Genomic DNA, 15,274 nt, shown 5'->3' with positions numbered 1-15,274 from the left:
CCGCCGCCGGTGGAGTAGACACGGGGCATGACGCAGGCGAGCCGATGGCTGGACGGGTACCTCCGCGCATGGCGATCCAAGGCGCCCGACGACGTGCGGGCGCTCTTCACGGCCGACGCCGAGTACTGGTTCCGACCCGACGACCCCGACCCGGTGCGCGGCATCGACGCGATCGTCGAGATGTGGATCGAGGACGAGCCCGCCGAGCCCGTCTTCGAGCTCGAGGTGCTGATCGAGGACGACCGCCTCGGCATGATCAAGGGGCACGTGGACTACCCGGGCCATGCGTTCTACTGGAACCTCTGGGAGGTGCACTTCGCCCCCGACGGCCGGGCGGAGCGGTTCGTCGAGTGGTTCATGACGCCGCGGACCGCGAGCGCCGCCGACGACGAGGGCAGCGCGACCTGAGCCGCACGACCGACGCCCACTCGCGTCATCCGCCCGGTCGTGTCAGTCTTGATGCGTGACCTCCACGCTCGAAGAACTCGACCTCGACACCACCACGCGTGTCGCGGCCGAGGTGCCGTGGCAGACCGTCGTGTGGGACGACCCGGTCAACCTCATGACGTACGTGAGCTACGTGTTCCGCAGCTACTTCGGCTTCGCGCGCGACGAGGCCGAGCGCCTCATGCTCTGCGTGCACACCGAGGGGCGGGCGATCGTCGCGACCGGCAACCGGGAGGCGATGGAACGCCACGTGCAGGCCATGCACGGCTACGGCCTGCAGGCGACCGTGTCGAGGGCCGAGCCGTGATCGTCGCCGGGCGCAGCGACGGCGAGGGCGTCCGTCTCGTGCTCGAGACCGAAGAGGCGATGCTGCTGTCCGAGCTCGCCGACCAGGTCGACTCGGTGCTGCTGCTCGGCGAGGTCGACGACCCGGCGCTCGGGAGACTGCTGCCGAACGCGTACCCCGAAGACCATGCCGCCTCGCAGGAGTTCGAGCGGTACACGCGCGACAGCCTCGTCGACGGCAAGCGCCAGGCGGCCCAGCGCGTGCGCGACGCGACCGCCTCCCACGAGGGCGAGGGCGTCGTGCAGATCGAGCTCGACGAGTCCGAGGCGTGGGGGTGGCTCACCTTCCTCACCGATCTTCGGCTGATCCTCGCCGAGCGGGTCGGCGTCATCGAGGAGGGCGACACCGAGTCCGACGAGACCCGCGACGACTACCTGCGCGCGGCCTACGAGTGGGCGGGGTTCGTGCAGGGGTCGATGCTCGAGGTGCTCGACCCGATCTCGTCCTGACCCGCGGTCGCCGGTCGAGGCGCGAAGCGTCTCGAGACCATCGACGCAGTCGGGCGGATGCCGCATCCGCACGTCGAGCCTGTGGACTCGTCGGCGCGCGCGGTGTCATGCTGATCTCCGAATCGCCGTGCCGACTCGGATGGCACGGGCCTAGGGGTGGGAGAGCACGTGTCGGGAGCAACGTCGACGAAGCAGCGGTCGAAGCGCGAAGCGGTGCCGATCAGGCAGATCCTCAAGACACCCGGCGCGAACGTGGAGTCGCTGGAGTCCGCGGCCCTGCTCGTCGGCAGCGTGTTCTTCGTGCTCGGCGGGGTGGTCGGACTGTTCCTCTTCTGGGGTCAGGACCTCCCGATCGCGGGTCGGGGCTCGCTCGGCGCGTTCGCGGCCATCGGCGGCGCGGTCGCGGCGATCGCCGCGTTCGTGTTCGGCCGGTACGTCGCGGACCGAACCCCGAATCCTGCGCTCCGGAACGAGATCGGCGAGGGCCTCAACGTGCCCGACGCGAGGCTGCACTGGTTCGACATCGCCGCGCTGGCGATCGCGCACGGCGTCATCGCCCTGCTCGGCTGGCTCGCGCTCTCGACGGTGCTGGAGCTGTGCTTCCAGGACGCGGTCGTGTTCCCGCTGCCCGCCGCGGCGCTCGCGGGGGTCACGCTCGCCCTGTCGGCGTACGTGAGCTTCCTGTCGTCGGTGCGCATGACGCCCATGCTGCTGTCGCTGGTGCTCGCCGTGTTCCTCGTGGTGGGCGTGCTCGCGAGCATGCTCTCGGCGGGCGACAAGCACTGGTGGGAGGAGAACCTCTCGGCGCTCGGCATGACCGACGACATCTCGGCCATGGCGTTCAACGTCACGCTCATCGTCGCGGGTGCGATCGTCACGATCGTGGCGCGCTACGCCACCGCGGCCCTGCCGGCATCCGACCCCGCCGACCGCAAGGGACGCGACACCGTGCGCCTGCTGCTGATCCTCGTCGGCATCTTCCTCGCGTGCGTCGGCATCTTCAAGGTCGACGAGTTCTTCTGGGTGCACAACTCGGTCGCGACGGGCATGGCGATCTGCTTCGCGATCATCGTGATCCGGCTGCCGAGGCTGATCCGCACGATCCCGCGCGTGTTCGTGCTGCTCGGCTTCGCGTACCTCGTCGTGATCGCGGTCGTCGCGATCTTCTTCGCGATCGGGTACTACAACCTCACGGCCGTCGAGCTCGTGGCGGCCTGCCTGATCTTCAGCTGGATCATCGTGTTCCTCCGCACCGCGGGCGCTTCGGGCGAGCCGGTGGCGGATGCCGGTGCGCAGGCGGTGCCCGCCGCCGCGGCACCACGCGACTAGGGACGAACGCCAAGAGGGGGCCGGATGCGTGGCATCCGGCCCCCTCTTCGTCCGTCTGACGACGAACGGTGCTGCTTACGCGCTCTGCGACAGCGCCTTCGACTTCAGGTGCGCGAACTCCTCGGCCGTGATGGCGCCCGAGTCGAGCAGGCCCTTCGCCTTGGCGATCTCATCGGACGGGCTCGCCGCGGTGCCCGCCGTCTGGCGGATGTAGTCGTCGGCCGCCGCCTGCGCCTGGCGGGCGTCACGCTGCGAGCGCTCCGCCATGCCCTGGCCACGCGCGATGAGGTAGATCAGTGCCGTCAGGAACGGGACGAAGATCAGGAAGATGATCCAGATGGCCTTCCACCAGCCGCTCAGCTTGTGATCGCGGAACAGGTCGCCCACGATCGAGAAGAGGATCATCAGGTAGGCGATGAAGACGAAGGCCCACAGGAACCACCAGATGATGCTCCAGAAGTTTGACCAGAAATCCATATTCGTTGTTCCGTTCTCGAGTTTTCCGCGCCCCCCAGGGATCGAGCGCCTGAGCCGAATGTAGCGTCGTTCCGAGGATCTCGTCCAGAGAACGCGCGGCGGTCTGCGGGTTGCGCGTCGGTGATCGTAGGGTGACTCGTGGGAGGCCGAGATGGCGGATGCCGCAGTAGAGCACGTGCCCGAGGATCGCCGGATCGCGTCGACCGGCTTCACGCTGGCGCACCGGCGGGTGATCGTGCTCGCCGCCGCCGTGATCGCGTTGGGCGGGGTGTGGCTCGCGCGCGAGGTGCTCGGGCCGATCGCGGTCGCCGCCGTCGTGGTGATCATCGCGCACCCGGTGCGCTTCCCGCTCGAGCGTCGGGGCTGGCCGAAGTGGCTGGCCACGAGTGCGGTCGTCGCGGTGGCCTGGGCGATCCTCGCAGCCCTCGCAGTGCTGCTCGTCGTGGCATCCGCCCAGTTCGTGGCGATCCTGCCCGACTACCTCGACGAGCTCGAGCAGACCGCGGCGTCGCTGATCTCCATGGTCGAGTCGACCGGTGTGACGACGGATGCCACGGCGAGCCTCTCGACGGTGCTCGACCCCGCGCAGCTCGTCGGCTTCGCCGGCGGCCTCGCGAGCGCGCTGCTCGGCCTCGCGACCGCGTTCTTCTTCGTGCTCGCGTACGTGATCTTCATGTCGGCGGATGCTGCGCGCTTCGCGCGGGCCCGCCCGGTCTTCGGCACGGCTGCCGGCGACGTGATCGGCGGCCGCTACTTCTCGGGCGTCCGGCGCTACTACGTGGTCAATGCGAGCTTCGGACTCGTCGTGGCGATCATCGACGGCCTCGTGCTGTGGGGCCTCGGCATCCCCATCCCGCTCGTCTGGGCGATCCTCGCGTTCGTGACGAACTTCATCCCGAACATCGGCTTCGTGATCGGGCTCATCCCGCCCGCGGTGCTCGCGCTCGTGATCGGCGGGTGGCCGCTCGCCCTCGTCGTGGTGCTCGTGTACTGCGTCGTGAACGTGACCCTGCAGGTGCTGATCCAGCCGAAGTTCGTGAGCGATGCGGTGTCGCTGAGCCTCACGCTCTCGTTCGTGTCGGTCGTGTTCTGGACCCTCGTGATCGGGCCGATCGGCGCGATCCTCTCGATCCCGCTCACGCTGCTCGTGCGTGCGCTCTTCCTCGAGCCCGATGAACGCTCGGCGACGCTCAGGCGACTCTCGGGAGATACACCGGACGAGGCGGTGACAACGGCCGGTACCCGGGACTAGTGTTCTGCTCACAACCATGGAGGGGGAACCAATGGCGGAGTTCGAGTACGGTCCGGTCGACCTGTACCTTGTCGGGTTCACGGGCGAGAGTCCCGATCAGGGAACGATGGACGCGCTCAGCGAGCTGGTCGAGGGCGGAGAGATCCGAATCCTCGACTTCCTGCTCGTGTCGCGCAGCCATGACGACGAGGTCACGATCGTCGAGTTCGAAGATCTCGGCGGCGAGCTCGACATCGACATCGAGGTGCTCGAAGCCGGGCTCGTGGGCGACGAAGACGTCGAGGAGCTCGCGGCGCTGATTCCGCAGGGCACGTCGGCGGCGCTGGTCGCGATGGAACTGGTGTGGGCGAAGCGGCTCGCGTCGAAGTTCGCCGCCTCCGGTGCCGAGGTGATCCAGGCCGAGCGCATTCCCGCGCCGATCGTCAACGCGGTGCTGGCCGAGACCGAAGGAGTCGAATCATGATGGGACGACGGATGGGGCGCCCGGGCCTCATCGGCATGGCGGCGCGCACGGCGGTCGTCGCCGGCACGGCCACCGCGGTGAGCGGCAGCGTGCAGCGCCACCAGCAGGAGAAGTACCAGGAGCAGGCCCAGGCCGACGCCTACCAGCAGCAACAGCAGCAGGCGCAGATCGACGCCGCCGCGCAGCAGGCTGCGCAGCAGCAGGCGTACCTCGCGCAGCAGCAGGCGGCCGCAGCGCCGCCGCCCGCGGCTGCGGCCCCGAGCGTCGACATCGTCGCCGAACTGCAGAAGCTCGCTGCGCTCAAGGAGCAGGGCATCCTCGACGACGCGGAGTTCGCGGCCGCGAAGGCCCGGCTGCTCGGCTGATCCGCAGACCGCGACGCACCTGGCGCCGGTGATCCTCTCCGGATCGCCGGCGCTTCGTCGTCTGTGCGCGGAGAGTTCGCAGGTGCGCGGAGGAGTTCGCCGCAACCCCTGTCGCGGCATCCGCTCACGTGCCTAGGGTGGGGCATGACCATCACGCTGAGGGGGATCTCGACGGTGGTTCCGGCCACCGTCCTCGTGCAAGATGCGGTGCGCGACGTGTTCGCGGCGCAACCGGGGCTGAACCGCCTCGCGCAGCGCATCGTCACGACGTCGTTCAACGTCTCGGGCATCGAGCGCCGGCACAGCGTGCTCGAGGAGCTCACGCTCGAGCCGCGCGACGAGACCCCGGTCTTCTTCGACCAGGCGACCGGCGAGCTGCTGCTGCCCGGCACCAAGGCCCGCAATGCGATCTACGCACGCGAGGCCACCGGCCTCTACGTCGAGGCGGGGCGGGCGGCGATCGACGCCACACCGGGCGTCGCGGCATCCGAGATCACGCATGTCATCACGGTTTCGTGCACGGGCTTCTACGCCCCCGGCCCCGACTTCATGGTCGCGCGCGAACTCGGGCTCGACCCCGGCGTCGAGCGCTACCACCTGGGGTTCATGGGCTGCTACGCCTCGATTCCGGCGCTCCGCCTCGCCCGGCAGCTCTGCCAGGCGGATGCCGCGGCGGTGGTGCTCGTCATCAGCGTCGAGCTCTGCACGCTCCACCTGCGCTCGTCGAACGACCCCGACACGATCGTCGCCTCGTCGCTGTTCTCCGACGGAGCCGGTGCGGGCATCGTCTCGACCCGCGCCCCCGAGCCCGGCGAGCGCGCGTTCGAGCTCGACCGCTTCGCGACGCGCATCACGCCCGTCGGCGAAGACGACATGGCTTGGAGCATCGGCGACCACGGGTTCGAGATGGTGCTCTCCAACGCGGTGCCGGCGATCATCGACGCGCACATCACGGGCGCGCTCGAGCCGCTGTTCGAGCACGACGCCGCGCTCGCCGAGGCGCTCGCCACCGACACGTCGAGCGAGGCCGTCGAGCACTGGGCGATCCATCCGGGCGGCCGCAGCATCCTCGACAAGGTCGAGTCGAGGCTCGCCCTCACCGAGGCGCAGCTCGTGCCCGCCCGCGAGACGCTGCGCGACTTCGGCAACATGTCGAGCGCGACCGTGCTGTTCGTGCTCGCGAACATCCTCGAGTCCCGTGACGCGGCCGACGGCGACCGGGTCGCGGCCATGGCCTTCGGCCCGGGGCTCACCGTCGAGTCGGCGCTGCTGACGATCCGCGCCTGACCATGTGCTTCGGGCGTTCCGCGCCGGGCAGGGGGCGGAGTTGAGGTCGCTGGCGACGCGGGACGACGCGTCGACCGAGCTCATGGACGACCCCGACTGCGACCCGCAGCGGCTCGCTCGCACGTACGAGCAGTTCAGTCGCCTGAACCCCGTGGTCTCGAACCAGCGTGCGGTGTACCGCCGGTGGATCCGTCCGCGGTTGTCGGCCGACTCCACCCGCCGGGTGCTCGACGTCGGCTCGGGCGGCGCCGACGTGCCGCGGGCCATGCTGCGGTGGGCCCGCGCCGACGGCCTCCGGCTCGAGGTGGTCGCGATCGACCCCGACGAGCGCGCGTTCGCGTGGGCGTCGAGCCGGCCGCGCGAGCCGGGGCTCGTGCTCCGCCGCACGACGAGCGCCGAGCTCGCCGACGCCGGCGAGCGGTTCGCCGTCGTCACGTCGAACCATGTGCTGCACCACCTCGACGGCGTGCAGCTCGGTGCGCTCCTCGCCGACTCCGAGCGGCTCGCACGCGACGGGGGCCTCGTCGTGCACGGCGACATCGAGCGCAGCACGCTGGGGTACGCCGCGTTCGCGCTCGGCACCCTGCCGTTCGCCCCGAACCTGCTGTCGGGGTCGTACATCCGCCCCGACGGGCTGACCTCGATCCGTCGCAGCCACACGGCAGGCGAGCTCTCCGCGCTGCTTCCCTCGGGGTGGCGGGTGCGGCGCGGCATCCCGTGGCGACTCGAAGTGCTGTGGGGCGCGGATGTCTGAGCGGGCCGTGGGCGGCGAGCGCGCCGTGGGCGGTGAGCGGGCCGACGCTGGCGAGCGGGCCGATGCCGGCGAGTCCCGCCACGACGTGGTCGTCGTCGGCGCGGGCGCGGTCGGCCTGCTGCTCGGCTGCCTGCTCGCGCAGCGCGGGGTCGACGTGGTCGTGCTCGAGCGGCGGATGTCTCGGGGCGCGGGCGGTTCGCGCGCCATCGGCATCCATCCGCCTGGGTTCCGAGCGCTCGCGCGTGCGGGCGTCGAGGCCGAGGTCGCGGGCGCGGCGGTGCCCATCCGCGACGGACGGGCGACCTGCGAGGGGCGCACGCTCGGCACCATGTCCTTCGGCGGCAGGCGAGGCGGCGGCGTCCGCGACGTCGATGGTCGCGGCGTCGTGCTCTCGCTGCCGCAGCTCGAGACCGAGGCGATCCTCGAACGCCGCCTCGCCGCCCTGCGGCCCGGGAGCATCCGTCGGGGGGTCGACGTGCGCGCCGTGCACGACCGCGGCGCCGACGTGCAGGTCGACGGGCTCGCCGGCGGGCAGCCCACCACGCTGACCGCGCGCTACGTGGTCGCGGCCGACGGCGTGCGCAGCGGCATCCGCTCGTCGATGGAGGTCGGGTGGCGACCGCGTCGCGGCCGGGCGCACTACGTGATGTGCGACACCCGCGACGACACGGGCGAACCCGGCACCGCGCTGCTGCACTTCGAGCCCGCGGGCGTGGTCGAGTCGTTCCCGATGCCGGAGGGGCGGCGGCGCTGGGTGGCCAGGGTGCGGCGCCCACCGGCGCGGCTCACCGCGGACACGCTCGCCGGCATCGTGGATGCGCGTGTCGGCGGCGCGTTCGACGTCGCCCACGCGGGCGATCCGAGCGCGTTCGAGGCGCGGCAGCACCTCGCCGACCGCATGGCCGTCGGCCGCATCGCGCTCGCGGGCGATGCCGCGCACGAGATCAGCCCCATCGGCGGGCAGGGCATGAACCTCGGTTGGCTCGACGCCGTGCGGCTCGACCACGAACTCGCCGCCGCGCTCGCCGTGGGCGCGCCGTTCGAGGCGTTCGAGGTCTACGATCGCGTCCGGCGGCAGGCGGCTCGTCGCGCCGTGCGCCGGGCCGCGTTCAACATGGCCGTCGGTGCGCCGGCCTCGGGGTTGCGGTTGCGCCTCCGCAACGCCGGCGTGCGCACGCTCGACCTGCCCCCGCTGCGCGGACTCCTCGCCCGCGCCTTCACGATGCGCGGGCTGTGAACGCCGACGCGCCGAATGTCGAGGTGGTGAACGCCGACGCCGCGAGCGTCAGAGCACGTCGACACGCGTGAGCAGGAACACCGGGATGAGCCGGTCGGTCTTCGTCTGGTAGTTCGCGTAGTCGGGCCACGCTTCGACCGCGCGCGCCCACCACTCGTCGCGCTCGGCGCCCTCGAGCTCGCGCGAGAGGTAGTCGTGCTTCTCCGCGGCATCCTGGAGCTCGACCTTGGGGTGGGCGAGCAGGTTCCAGTACCAGACCGGATGCTTCGGGGCACCGCCCAGCGACGCGACCACGGCGTACTCGCCATCGTGCTCGACCCGCATGAGCGCCGTCTTGCGCAGCTTGCCGCTCTTGGCTCCCACCGTCGTGAGCACGATGACCGGTCGGCCGCGAAGCAGGTTGGCCTCGGTTCCGCCGCTCGCCTCGTAGGCCTCGGCCTGCTTGCGGGCCCAACCCGCGGTGCTCGGCGCGTATTCGCCTTCGAGAGGCATGGAGTGCTCCTTCTGGTCGATCGGTCGCTTCGAGGCTACGCCCATCGGACGAGGGGCCGCCGGGTCACGCCCGCGCGAGCTCCAGCGAGAACTCGACGTAGCCGTCGGGCTCGACCGACACGAAGCCGAGGTTCGGCGCCTCGACGCCGAAGTCGGCGAACGTGATCGGGATGCTGCCGGCGACCTGCCCGGTCTCGCCGTTCAGCACGGCCTCGAGTTCGACGGTGACCGAACGGGTGACCCCGGCGAGCGTCAGGTCGCCGGTCGCCTGGATCGTCTGCACCTCCCCGACGGCCGGTGCACCGTCGCTCACGACGGCGTCGGTCAGCACGAACGTCGCCGTCGGGTTCTCGTCGACGCGCACCGCGTTCTGGCGGAAGTAGTCGTCGCGGTTCGAGCTGTCCGTCGCGATCGAGGCGACGTCGACGGTGATCTCGGCCGATTCGAGGGTCGTGTCGGCGACGGCGAGCGTGCCGGTGACCTGCTCGGTGCGGCCGACGACCGTGACATCCGTGCCGTTCAGCACCTCGTCGACGCGGTAGCCGGCGAACGAGCCGCCCGCGACGGTCCAGGCACCGGTGAGGTCGGATGCCTCGGCCTCGCCGGCTCCCGCACTCGGGTTCGGCGTCACCGTGACGGTCGGCGCATCGGCGGCCGGCCCGACGATGAAGTCGCGATAGACGATCGGTCCGGCGATCGCGGCCGTCGCGCCGAGCACGAGCACCCCCGCGACGATCGAGGCGGTGATGATCTTGGTGCGCTTCTGCATGGCGGGCCCCCGGGGGTTCGTCGTGGTTCGTCGTGGTCGGATCTCGAGCATGACGCGCTTTCGTATGAGAACGCATTGAATCCGCCATGAGGTCCCGGAGGCTGTTCCGCTGGGCGGGCCGATGCGGTAAGAACGCGTGCCGAATCCGAGGTTCCCAGATCCGGGCGGATGTCGCAGACTGGCGCCATGAGCGAAGAAGCCGCCCCCTCGGGCGCCGATCTCGAGCCTGCGTCCGACCCGCACCTGCTCGGGCCGGGCCTGCTGCCGACGCCGTTCACGGCCGGCGAGATCCGCGCGGCGAGCGGATCCGGCAAGACGATCCGGCTGCTGGTCGAGACGCCCGGCGGCGAGCGCTTCGAGCGGGTCAACCGTTTCGTCGACCTCGACGACGAGGGCGCGACGCTCGAGCAGTGGCGACTCGATGCGGCGGGCGACGTCGACGGCGAGGTGACGAGCGAGCGCGTGACGTGGCGCGAACTGCAGGAGCACGCGGCGTTCCCCGTCGAGCATGCGACGAGGTCGTCCGTGTCGCTCGACCTGGTCCTCGGCGGCGAGGACGCGCTGCTCGACTGCCTGCTCTACGAGGTGCGCCAGGGGCACGGTGACGGCGGCGATCCGGAGGTGGCGCGCTTCTGGTTCGCCCTCGATCACCCGGGCATGCCGGTGAGGTACGAGATCCCGACGCCCGAGGGCGTCGCGCGCACCACGGTCGCCTCGGTCGACGTGGCGCCGCCTCCGATCGGCTGACCTCGCCGGAGGCGTCGCGCTCGAGGGCTCGATCGCCTCAGCGCTCGAGGGCCCTGAGTGCGAGCCACGCCGCCGTGCGGTCGTCGGGGCTGCCCATCGAGAGACCGGTCGTGGCCTCGATGCGGTGGATGCGGTTCGCCAGCGTCTGCCGGTGCACGCCGAGGGTCTCGGCGGCGACCCCCCACGACCCGTGTTCGGCGAGGTAGACGCGGAGGGTGCGGGTGAGCTCGCCGTGCTCGCCGGACGCCTCGCGCAGCGGGTCGAGCACCTCGGCGAGGCGGGCGCCGTCGGCCGCGTCGAGTCGATCGAGCACGAGGGCGACCGTCGGCATGGCCCGGTACCTCGACACCGTGCGGCCGTCGGTCGCGGCGAGGTCGAGGGCCTGTCGCGCCTCGGCGGCGGTGCGGGCGAGGGAGTCGGATGCCGCGGGCGAGCCGAGTCCCAGTCGCAGGGGCACGCGCGCGTCGGCCGCGACATCCTCGACCCTCCGAACCAGGTCGTCGACGCGATCGTCGCGCAGGAAGCCGAGCAGCCGGCCGGGTTCCTCGGTGATGAGGTGAACGCTGCCGAACTCGTCGAGCCACCGCGTGACGAGGCGCTCGAGGTCGACCGACTTCGACCGGGCCGTGATCGCGAACGCGGTCAGCGAGCTCTCGTGCACGCCCCACCGACGAAGGAGCGAGGAGGCGGCCTGGCCGCCGTCGAGGAGCGTGCCGATCATGAGCTCCCGCCCGAGCCGTTCGGTCGTGGTCCGGTCGTGTGTGCGGAGCATGAGGTCGAGCAGTGCGGCCGCCTGGGAGGCGAGGTCGCGGCCGCGGCTCATCGACGCCTCGCGCGACGAGATCACGAGGTACGCGCTGAGGTCCTCGCCGGTGCCGACCGGATGCACCTGCAGGCCCGGATATCGCACGCGGACCGGCCTGCTGAAGGCCACCGCGACGGCGTCCTGCACATGCAGTCCGCCCGCGCCGGCGGTCGAGATCACCTGGCCGTGCGGGTCGAGCAGCACGGCCCACCCGTCGATGCGCCTCGCGAGCTCGGCGATCACCGCGCCGACCCCGCCACGACGCGCGACCTGGGTGAGCACCTTGGTGCCGGTCGTCACGAGCCGGTCCTCGGCGGCCTGGTCGGTCGCGAGGAGGGCGACGAGCAGCGGGTGCAGCACGGCGTCGCCCGCGTCGGCGCCGACGATCGCGGTGACGCCGGCGAGGTCGACGGCGCGCCGGAGTGCACGGGTCGATCCATGGCTCACGAGCACGGTGCCGCGCAGCGCCTCCGCGCGTGGTCCGCCGGCCGAGAGTGCGGCGGCGAGCGGCTCGGCGGCGGCCACCACGAGGGTCGCGAACGACGGGTGGCCGACGACGCTGAACTCCTCGAGCCGGATCGCCGAGTCGACCGGGGTCGCGGCGTCGAGGCCCGAGCCGATGAGCTCGCCGCCGAGCACGCGGGCGATGGAGAGCACGTCACGAGCCATGCGATCGAGTGTACGGAATGTCGCGGCATCCGTTCTCGATTCGACATTCTTCACAGTGACGCGCCGGGGCTGGTCTGCCTAGCATCTTGCGTACCCCAGCACCAGATCCAAGGGAGCATCAATGAAAGCCATCGTCTTCCGCGCACCGGAGACGCCGATCGAGGTCGCCGACGTCGAACTCGCCGCCCCCAAGGCCGGCGAAGTGCGCGTCAAGATCGCGGCGGCGGGCGTCTGCCACTCCGACCTGCACGTGAAGCGAGGGGAATGGGACGCCCCGGCTCCGCTCGTCATGGGTCATGAGGGTTCCGGCGTGGTCGTCGAACTCGGCGAGGGCGTCACGTCGCTCGCCGTCGGCGACCACGTGGTGCTCTCCTGGGTGCCGCCGTGCGGCGAGTGCCGCTACTGCCGCTCGGGCCACGAGGCCCGCTGCCAGAAGGTCGCCACGGTCGTGGCGCCGAAGGGCGTGCTCTTCGACGGCACCTCGCGCCTGTCGCAGGGCGACGAGTCGCTGCACCACTACCTCGGCGTCTCGTCGTTCGCCGAGGAGGTCGTCGTCCCCGCGTCGGGTGCGGTCAAGGTGCGCGACGACGCGCCGCTCGACATCGTCGCCGTCGTCGGCTGCGCGGTCGCCACCGGCGTCGGCGCCGTGCTGAACACCGCGGCCGTCGAGCCCGGCTCCACCGTCGTCGTCATCGGCTGCGGCGGCGTGGGCCTCAACGTCGTGCAGGGCGCCCGCCTCGCCGGCGCCGAACGCATCGTCGCGATCGACGTGCGCGCCGACAAGACCGCGCTCGCCGTGCAGTTCGGCGCCACCGACCAGATCGACGCGTCGCAGGTCGACGCGGTCGAGGCGCTCTTCGACCTCATCCCCGACGGCGTCGACTACGCGTTCGACGCCATCGGGCGCACGTCGACGACCGAGCAGGCGATCCGCATGCTGGGCCTCGGCGGGGCTGCCGTCATCGTGGGACTGCCGCCGACGGGTGCGAAGGCGTCGTTCGAGCCGCTCGTGCTCGCCGAGGCCGACCAGCGCATCCTCGGCTCGAACTACGGCTCGGTGCGCCCGTCCATCGACATCCCCGCGCTCGTCGACCGTTACATGGACGGCCAGCTCAAGCTCGACCCGCTGATCTCGGCGCGACGCCCGCTCGCCGAGGCCGCCGAGGCGTTCGAGGACCTCGAATCCGGCGAAGCGCTCCGCACGCTGCTGATCCCCTGACCGGCAGCCGCCCCCGACCGGCCGATGCCCACCGGCAGACGCCCATGACCCGCTCGACTCACTGGAGAGTTCACATGACCACCCCCACCACCCAGGCGCCGGCCTCCCGGGCCGGCGCCCCCACCGACGCCGGCCTGCGCCGCGGCGTCATGAGCGGGCCAGAGCTCGCCGCCCAGGCCATCGCCAACATCGCCCCGAGCGCGGTCATCGCGTTCACCGCGGCCGGCATCTACATCGGGGCCGGCAACGGCACGATGCTCTCGTTCGTGCTCGCGACGATCGTGATCCTCTCGGTCGGCTACTGCGTCGCCGTGTTCGCCAAGCGGCACGCCTCGGCCGGTTCGCTCTACACCTACGTCGCGAAGGGGCTCGGCCCGTTCGGCGCGTACCTCGCGGGCATCGCCCTGCTCGTGGGCTGCTGGGGCATCGCGGCCGGATCGCTCGGCGGCGCCGTCTCGTACATGAACCAGTTCCTCGTGCTCATGGGCGTGCCCGCCGAGGGCCTCGGCTGGTCGATGGCGCTGGCGATCGTGCTCGGCGGCCTCGCGACGCTCTTCACGATCCGCGGCATCCGCCTGTCGGCCCGGGTCTCGCTCGTGCTCGAGCTCGTCTCGGTGACGATCATCCTGATCCTGCTCGTGCTGGCGCTCGTCTGGGCCGGCCCCAACGCATGGGACCCGGCGCAGTTCTCGCTCGAGGGCGTGCCGTTCCAGGGCGTCGCCGCGGGCATGGTGCTCGGCATCCTCGGGTTCGTCGGCTTCTCATCGGCCGACGCGCTCGGACGCGAGGCGAAGAACCCGTACACCGCCATCCCCCGCGCCATCATGTGGAGCGCGGTGACCGTCGGCATCCTCTACGTCTTCGCGGCGTACACCCAGATCGCGATCCTCGGTGAGGACCTGGCGACGGCCGCGAGCCCGCTCGAGGCGATCGCCACGCAGATCGGCATGCCGACGTGGTTCGCCCCGATCCTCACCTTCGGCGTCGGCGCCTCGTTCTTCGCCGTCGTCGTCGCCCCGCTCAACGTGGTCGGCCGCATCATCTACGTGATGGGCAAGGAGGGCGTCGTCGCCGAGCGGTTCGGCCGCACCCACGACCGCCACCTGACGCCGCACCGCGTGCTGCTCGTCGCCGGCCCGGCCGCGATCGTGCTCGACCTCGTGCTGCTCGCGATGGGTGCCGACCCGATGGAGATCGTCGTCTGGGTCGACACGTACGGCACCTACGGCTACATGGTCGCCTACGCGCTCGTCGCGATCGCCTGCGTCGTCTACACGCGACGCGAGGGCATGCGCAACGGCCTCGTCTGGGTCTGCGCCGTGGTCGCGGTCGTCTCGATGGCCTACGTGTTCTTCGCGAACGTCTGGCCCGTGCCGGCGTGGCCGCTGAACGTCATCCCGTACCTGTTCCTCGCCACGATGATCGCCGCGCTCGCCTGGTACCTGCACCTCGCCAAGCGTCGCCCCGAGGTGCTCGCGAACATCGGCAACACCGAGACCGACGCGCTCGAGGGCGTCGGCTAGGCCGCCGGTCGCCGGTCTCCGGTCGTCGGCCCCGCAGCCGTCGACTCCATGAACGCCGCGCCTCTTCGCCGTGACCCGGCGGGGAGGCGCGGTCCATTTCCGGCGTGAGTACTCCCTTGCCGGCGGATCCGTCGCGGACCGGCCCGCACTGTTAGTCGCGGACGGCCCGCGCTAGAGCGGGCGTTCGAACTGCCGGCCGTGCACCTCGGTGGGCGTGATGCGCACCCACCGGTCCTTCGTCTCGGGCGCCCAGGGCTCGACGCCGAGCCGTTCGGCCTCGACGATCTCGGACTGCCGGTCGAACTCGACGGCGTCGCCCTTCACGACGACGCTGAACGCCTCACGGTCGTCGGTGCCGTCGACCTCGAAGGCGACGCGGTGGTGGATCGTCAGCTCGAGCAGCTTCGTGCCCGGAGAGGTGCGGAAGACGATCGTGCGATCGTCTGCGACGGCGTGGTTCACCGGGAAGATGTCGACGTCGCCGCCGGCGGCCGCGGCGATGCGCCCGTAGGGCGCATCGCTGATGCGCTGCCAGCACTCGGCCTCCGTCAGGTGACGGGTCGGCGGTCGTTCGTCGCGTTCGTCGTCCATGCTCCGAGTCTGCTCCTGTCGACGCAGAATGGCGAGAGGAGCGTGCCGAGGTC

The 15,274-nt window shown here is 71.3% G+C and carries 18 protein-coding genes; 13 read left to right on the top strand and 5 right to left on the bottom strand.

What is annotated here, in order from left to right; genetic code table 11:
- Positions 1-27 precede the first annotated feature (27 nt).
- From GQR16_RS04835 to GQR16_RS04820, 4 genes are all read left to right on the top strand, one after another.
- On the top strand, positions 28-408 hold the full coding sequence (locus tag GQR16_RS04835; RefSeq protein WP_157414035.1) for a nuclear transport factor 2 family protein: 381 nt from the start codon (positions 28-30) through the stop codon (positions 406-408).
- A gap of 55 nt (positions 409-463) precedes the next feature.
- Positions 464-754, top strand: coding sequence for an ATP-dependent Clp protease adapter ClpS (clpS, locus tag GQR16_RS04830; RefSeq protein WP_157414034.1), 291 nt, complete (start codon positions 464-466; stop codon positions 752-754).
- Entirely contained in the window at positions 751-1,242 is a 492-nt protein-coding gene (locus GQR16_RS04825; protein ID WP_157414033.1) for a DUF2017 family protein, read from the top strand. Before clpS ends, GQR16_RS04825 begins: the two co-directional genes overlap by 4 nt.
- 168 nt (positions 1,243-1,410) lie before the next feature.
- Complete coding sequence (locus GQR16_RS04820) at positions 1,411-2,571, top strand: DUF998 domain-containing protein (protein ID WP_246200524.1); 1,161 nt, start codon at positions 1,411-1,413, stop codon at positions 2,569-2,571.
- Positions 2,572-2,646: 75 nt separating this feature from the next.
- Here GQR16_RS04820 and GQR16_RS04815 read toward each other — a convergent pair whose 3' ends face one another.
- A complete protein-coding gene (locus tag GQR16_RS04815) occupies positions 2,647-3,048 on the bottom strand; it encodes an SHOCT domain-containing protein (RefSeq protein WP_157414032.1) in 402 nt (133 codons plus the stop codon).
- A 151-nt stretch (positions 3,049-3,199) separates the two neighbouring features.
- On the opposite strand from GQR16_RS04815, the gene GQR16_RS04810 reads away from it, so the two are divergent.
- The 6 genes from GQR16_RS04810 to GQR16_RS04785 all read left to right on the top strand — a co-directional run bounded on the left by GQR16_RS04810 (position 3,200) and on the right by GQR16_RS04785 (position 8,406).
- Complete coding sequence (locus GQR16_RS04810) at positions 3,200-4,300, top strand: AI-2E family transporter (RefSeq protein ID WP_157414031.1); 1,101 nt, start codon at positions 3,200-3,202, stop codon at positions 4,298-4,300.
- Between the two features lie 31 nt (positions 4,301-4,331).
- Complete coding sequence (locus GQR16_RS04805) at positions 4,332-4,763, top strand: DUF6325 family protein (RefSeq protein WP_246200522.1); 432 nt, start codon at positions 4,332-4,334, stop codon at positions 4,761-4,763.
- Positions 4,760-5,128: an SHOCT domain-containing protein gene (locus GQR16_RS04800; RefSeq protein WP_246200521.1), complete on the top strand. Its 369-nt coding sequence runs from the start codon at positions 4,760-4,762 to the stop codon at positions 5,126-5,128. Before GQR16_RS04805 ends, GQR16_RS04800 begins: the two co-directional genes overlap by 4 nt.
- A gap of 144 nt (positions 5,129-5,272) precedes the next feature.
- Positions 5,273-6,415, top strand: a complete 1,143-nt coding sequence (locus GQR16_RS04795) for a type III polyketide synthase (protein ID WP_157414029.1) — start codon at positions 5,273-5,275, stop codon at positions 6,413-6,415.
- A 40-nt stretch (positions 6,416-6,455) separates the two neighbouring features.
- Positions 6,456-7,169 carry a methyltransferase domain-containing protein gene (locus GQR16_RS04790; protein WP_157414028.1) on the top strand — a complete coding sequence of 238 codons (714 nt, stop codon included), beginning with the start codon at positions 6,456-6,458 and terminating at the stop codon, positions 7,167-7,169.
- Positions 7,162-8,406, top strand: a complete 1,245-nt coding sequence (locus tag GQR16_RS04785) for an FAD-dependent oxidoreductase (protein WP_157414027.1) — start codon at positions 7,162-7,164, stop codon at positions 8,404-8,406. The genes GQR16_RS04790 and GQR16_RS04785 overlap by 8 nt, the downstream gene beginning before the upstream one ends.
- A gap of 48 nt (positions 8,407-8,454) precedes the next feature.
- On the opposite strand, the gene GQR16_RS04780 is transcribed toward GQR16_RS04785, so the two are convergent.
- Together GQR16_RS04780 and GQR16_RS04775 are read right to left on the bottom strand one after the other, a co-directional pair.
- Positions 8,455-8,898, bottom strand: a complete 444-nt coding sequence (locus GQR16_RS04780) for a nitroreductase family deazaflavin-dependent oxidoreductase (protein ID WP_157414026.1) — start codon at positions 8,896-8,898, stop codon at positions 8,455-8,457.
- A 64-nt stretch (positions 8,899-8,962) separates the two neighbouring features.
- On the bottom strand, positions 8,963-9,667 hold the full coding sequence (locus tag GQR16_RS04775) for a YceI family protein (RefSeq protein ID WP_157414025.1): 705 nt from the start codon (positions 9,665-9,667) through the stop codon (positions 8,963-8,965).
- Between the two features lie 186 nt (positions 9,668-9,853).
- On the opposite strand from GQR16_RS04775, the gene GQR16_RS04770 reads away from it, so the two are divergent.
- Positions 9,854-10,414, top strand: a complete 561-nt coding sequence (locus GQR16_RS04770) for a hypothetical protein (RefSeq protein ID WP_157414024.1) — start codon at positions 9,854-9,856, stop codon at positions 10,412-10,414.
- 37 nt (positions 10,415-10,451) lie between these two features.
- Here the strand turns inward: GQR16_RS04770 and GQR16_RS04765 are convergent, their stop codons facing one another.
- Complete coding sequence (locus GQR16_RS04765) at positions 10,452-11,888, bottom strand: PucR family transcriptional regulator (protein ID WP_157414023.1); 1,437 nt, start codon at positions 11,886-11,888, stop codon at positions 10,452-10,454.
- A 121-nt stretch (positions 11,889-12,009) separates the two neighbouring features.
- Between GQR16_RS04765 and GQR16_RS04760 the strand changes: the two genes are divergently transcribed.
- Together GQR16_RS04760 and GQR16_RS04755 are read left to right on the top strand one after the other, a co-directional pair.
- Positions 12,010-13,107 carry an alcohol dehydrogenase catalytic domain-containing protein gene (locus GQR16_RS04760; protein ID WP_157414022.1) on the top strand — a complete coding sequence of 366 codons (1,098 nt, stop codon included), beginning with the start codon at positions 12,010-12,012 and terminating at the stop codon, positions 13,105-13,107.
- Positions 13,108-13,256: 149 nt separating this feature from the next.
- Positions 13,257-14,630: an APC family permease gene (locus GQR16_RS04755; RefSeq protein WP_211373454.1), complete on the top strand. Its 1,374-nt coding sequence runs from the start codon at positions 13,257-13,259 to the stop codon at positions 14,628-14,630.
- A 171-nt stretch (positions 14,631-14,801) separates the two neighbouring features.
- Here GQR16_RS04755 and GQR16_RS04750 read toward each other — a convergent pair whose 3' ends face one another.
- Positions 14,802-15,221 carry a pyridoxamine 5'-phosphate oxidase family protein gene (locus GQR16_RS04750; protein WP_157414020.1) on the bottom strand — a complete coding sequence of 140 codons (420 nt, stop codon included), beginning with the start codon at positions 15,219-15,221 and terminating at the stop codon, positions 14,802-14,804.
- Positions 15,222-15,274: the final 53 nt, after the last annotated feature.

Source organism: Agromyces allii (assembly GCF_009749385.1).
Lineage (GTDB): Bacteria > Actinomycetota > Actinomycetes > Actinomycetales > Microbacteriaceae > Agromyces > Agromyces allii.
The sequence above is the reverse complement of the archived record's forward strand: the minus strand, read 5'-3'. Positions and strand labels throughout refer to the sequence as shown.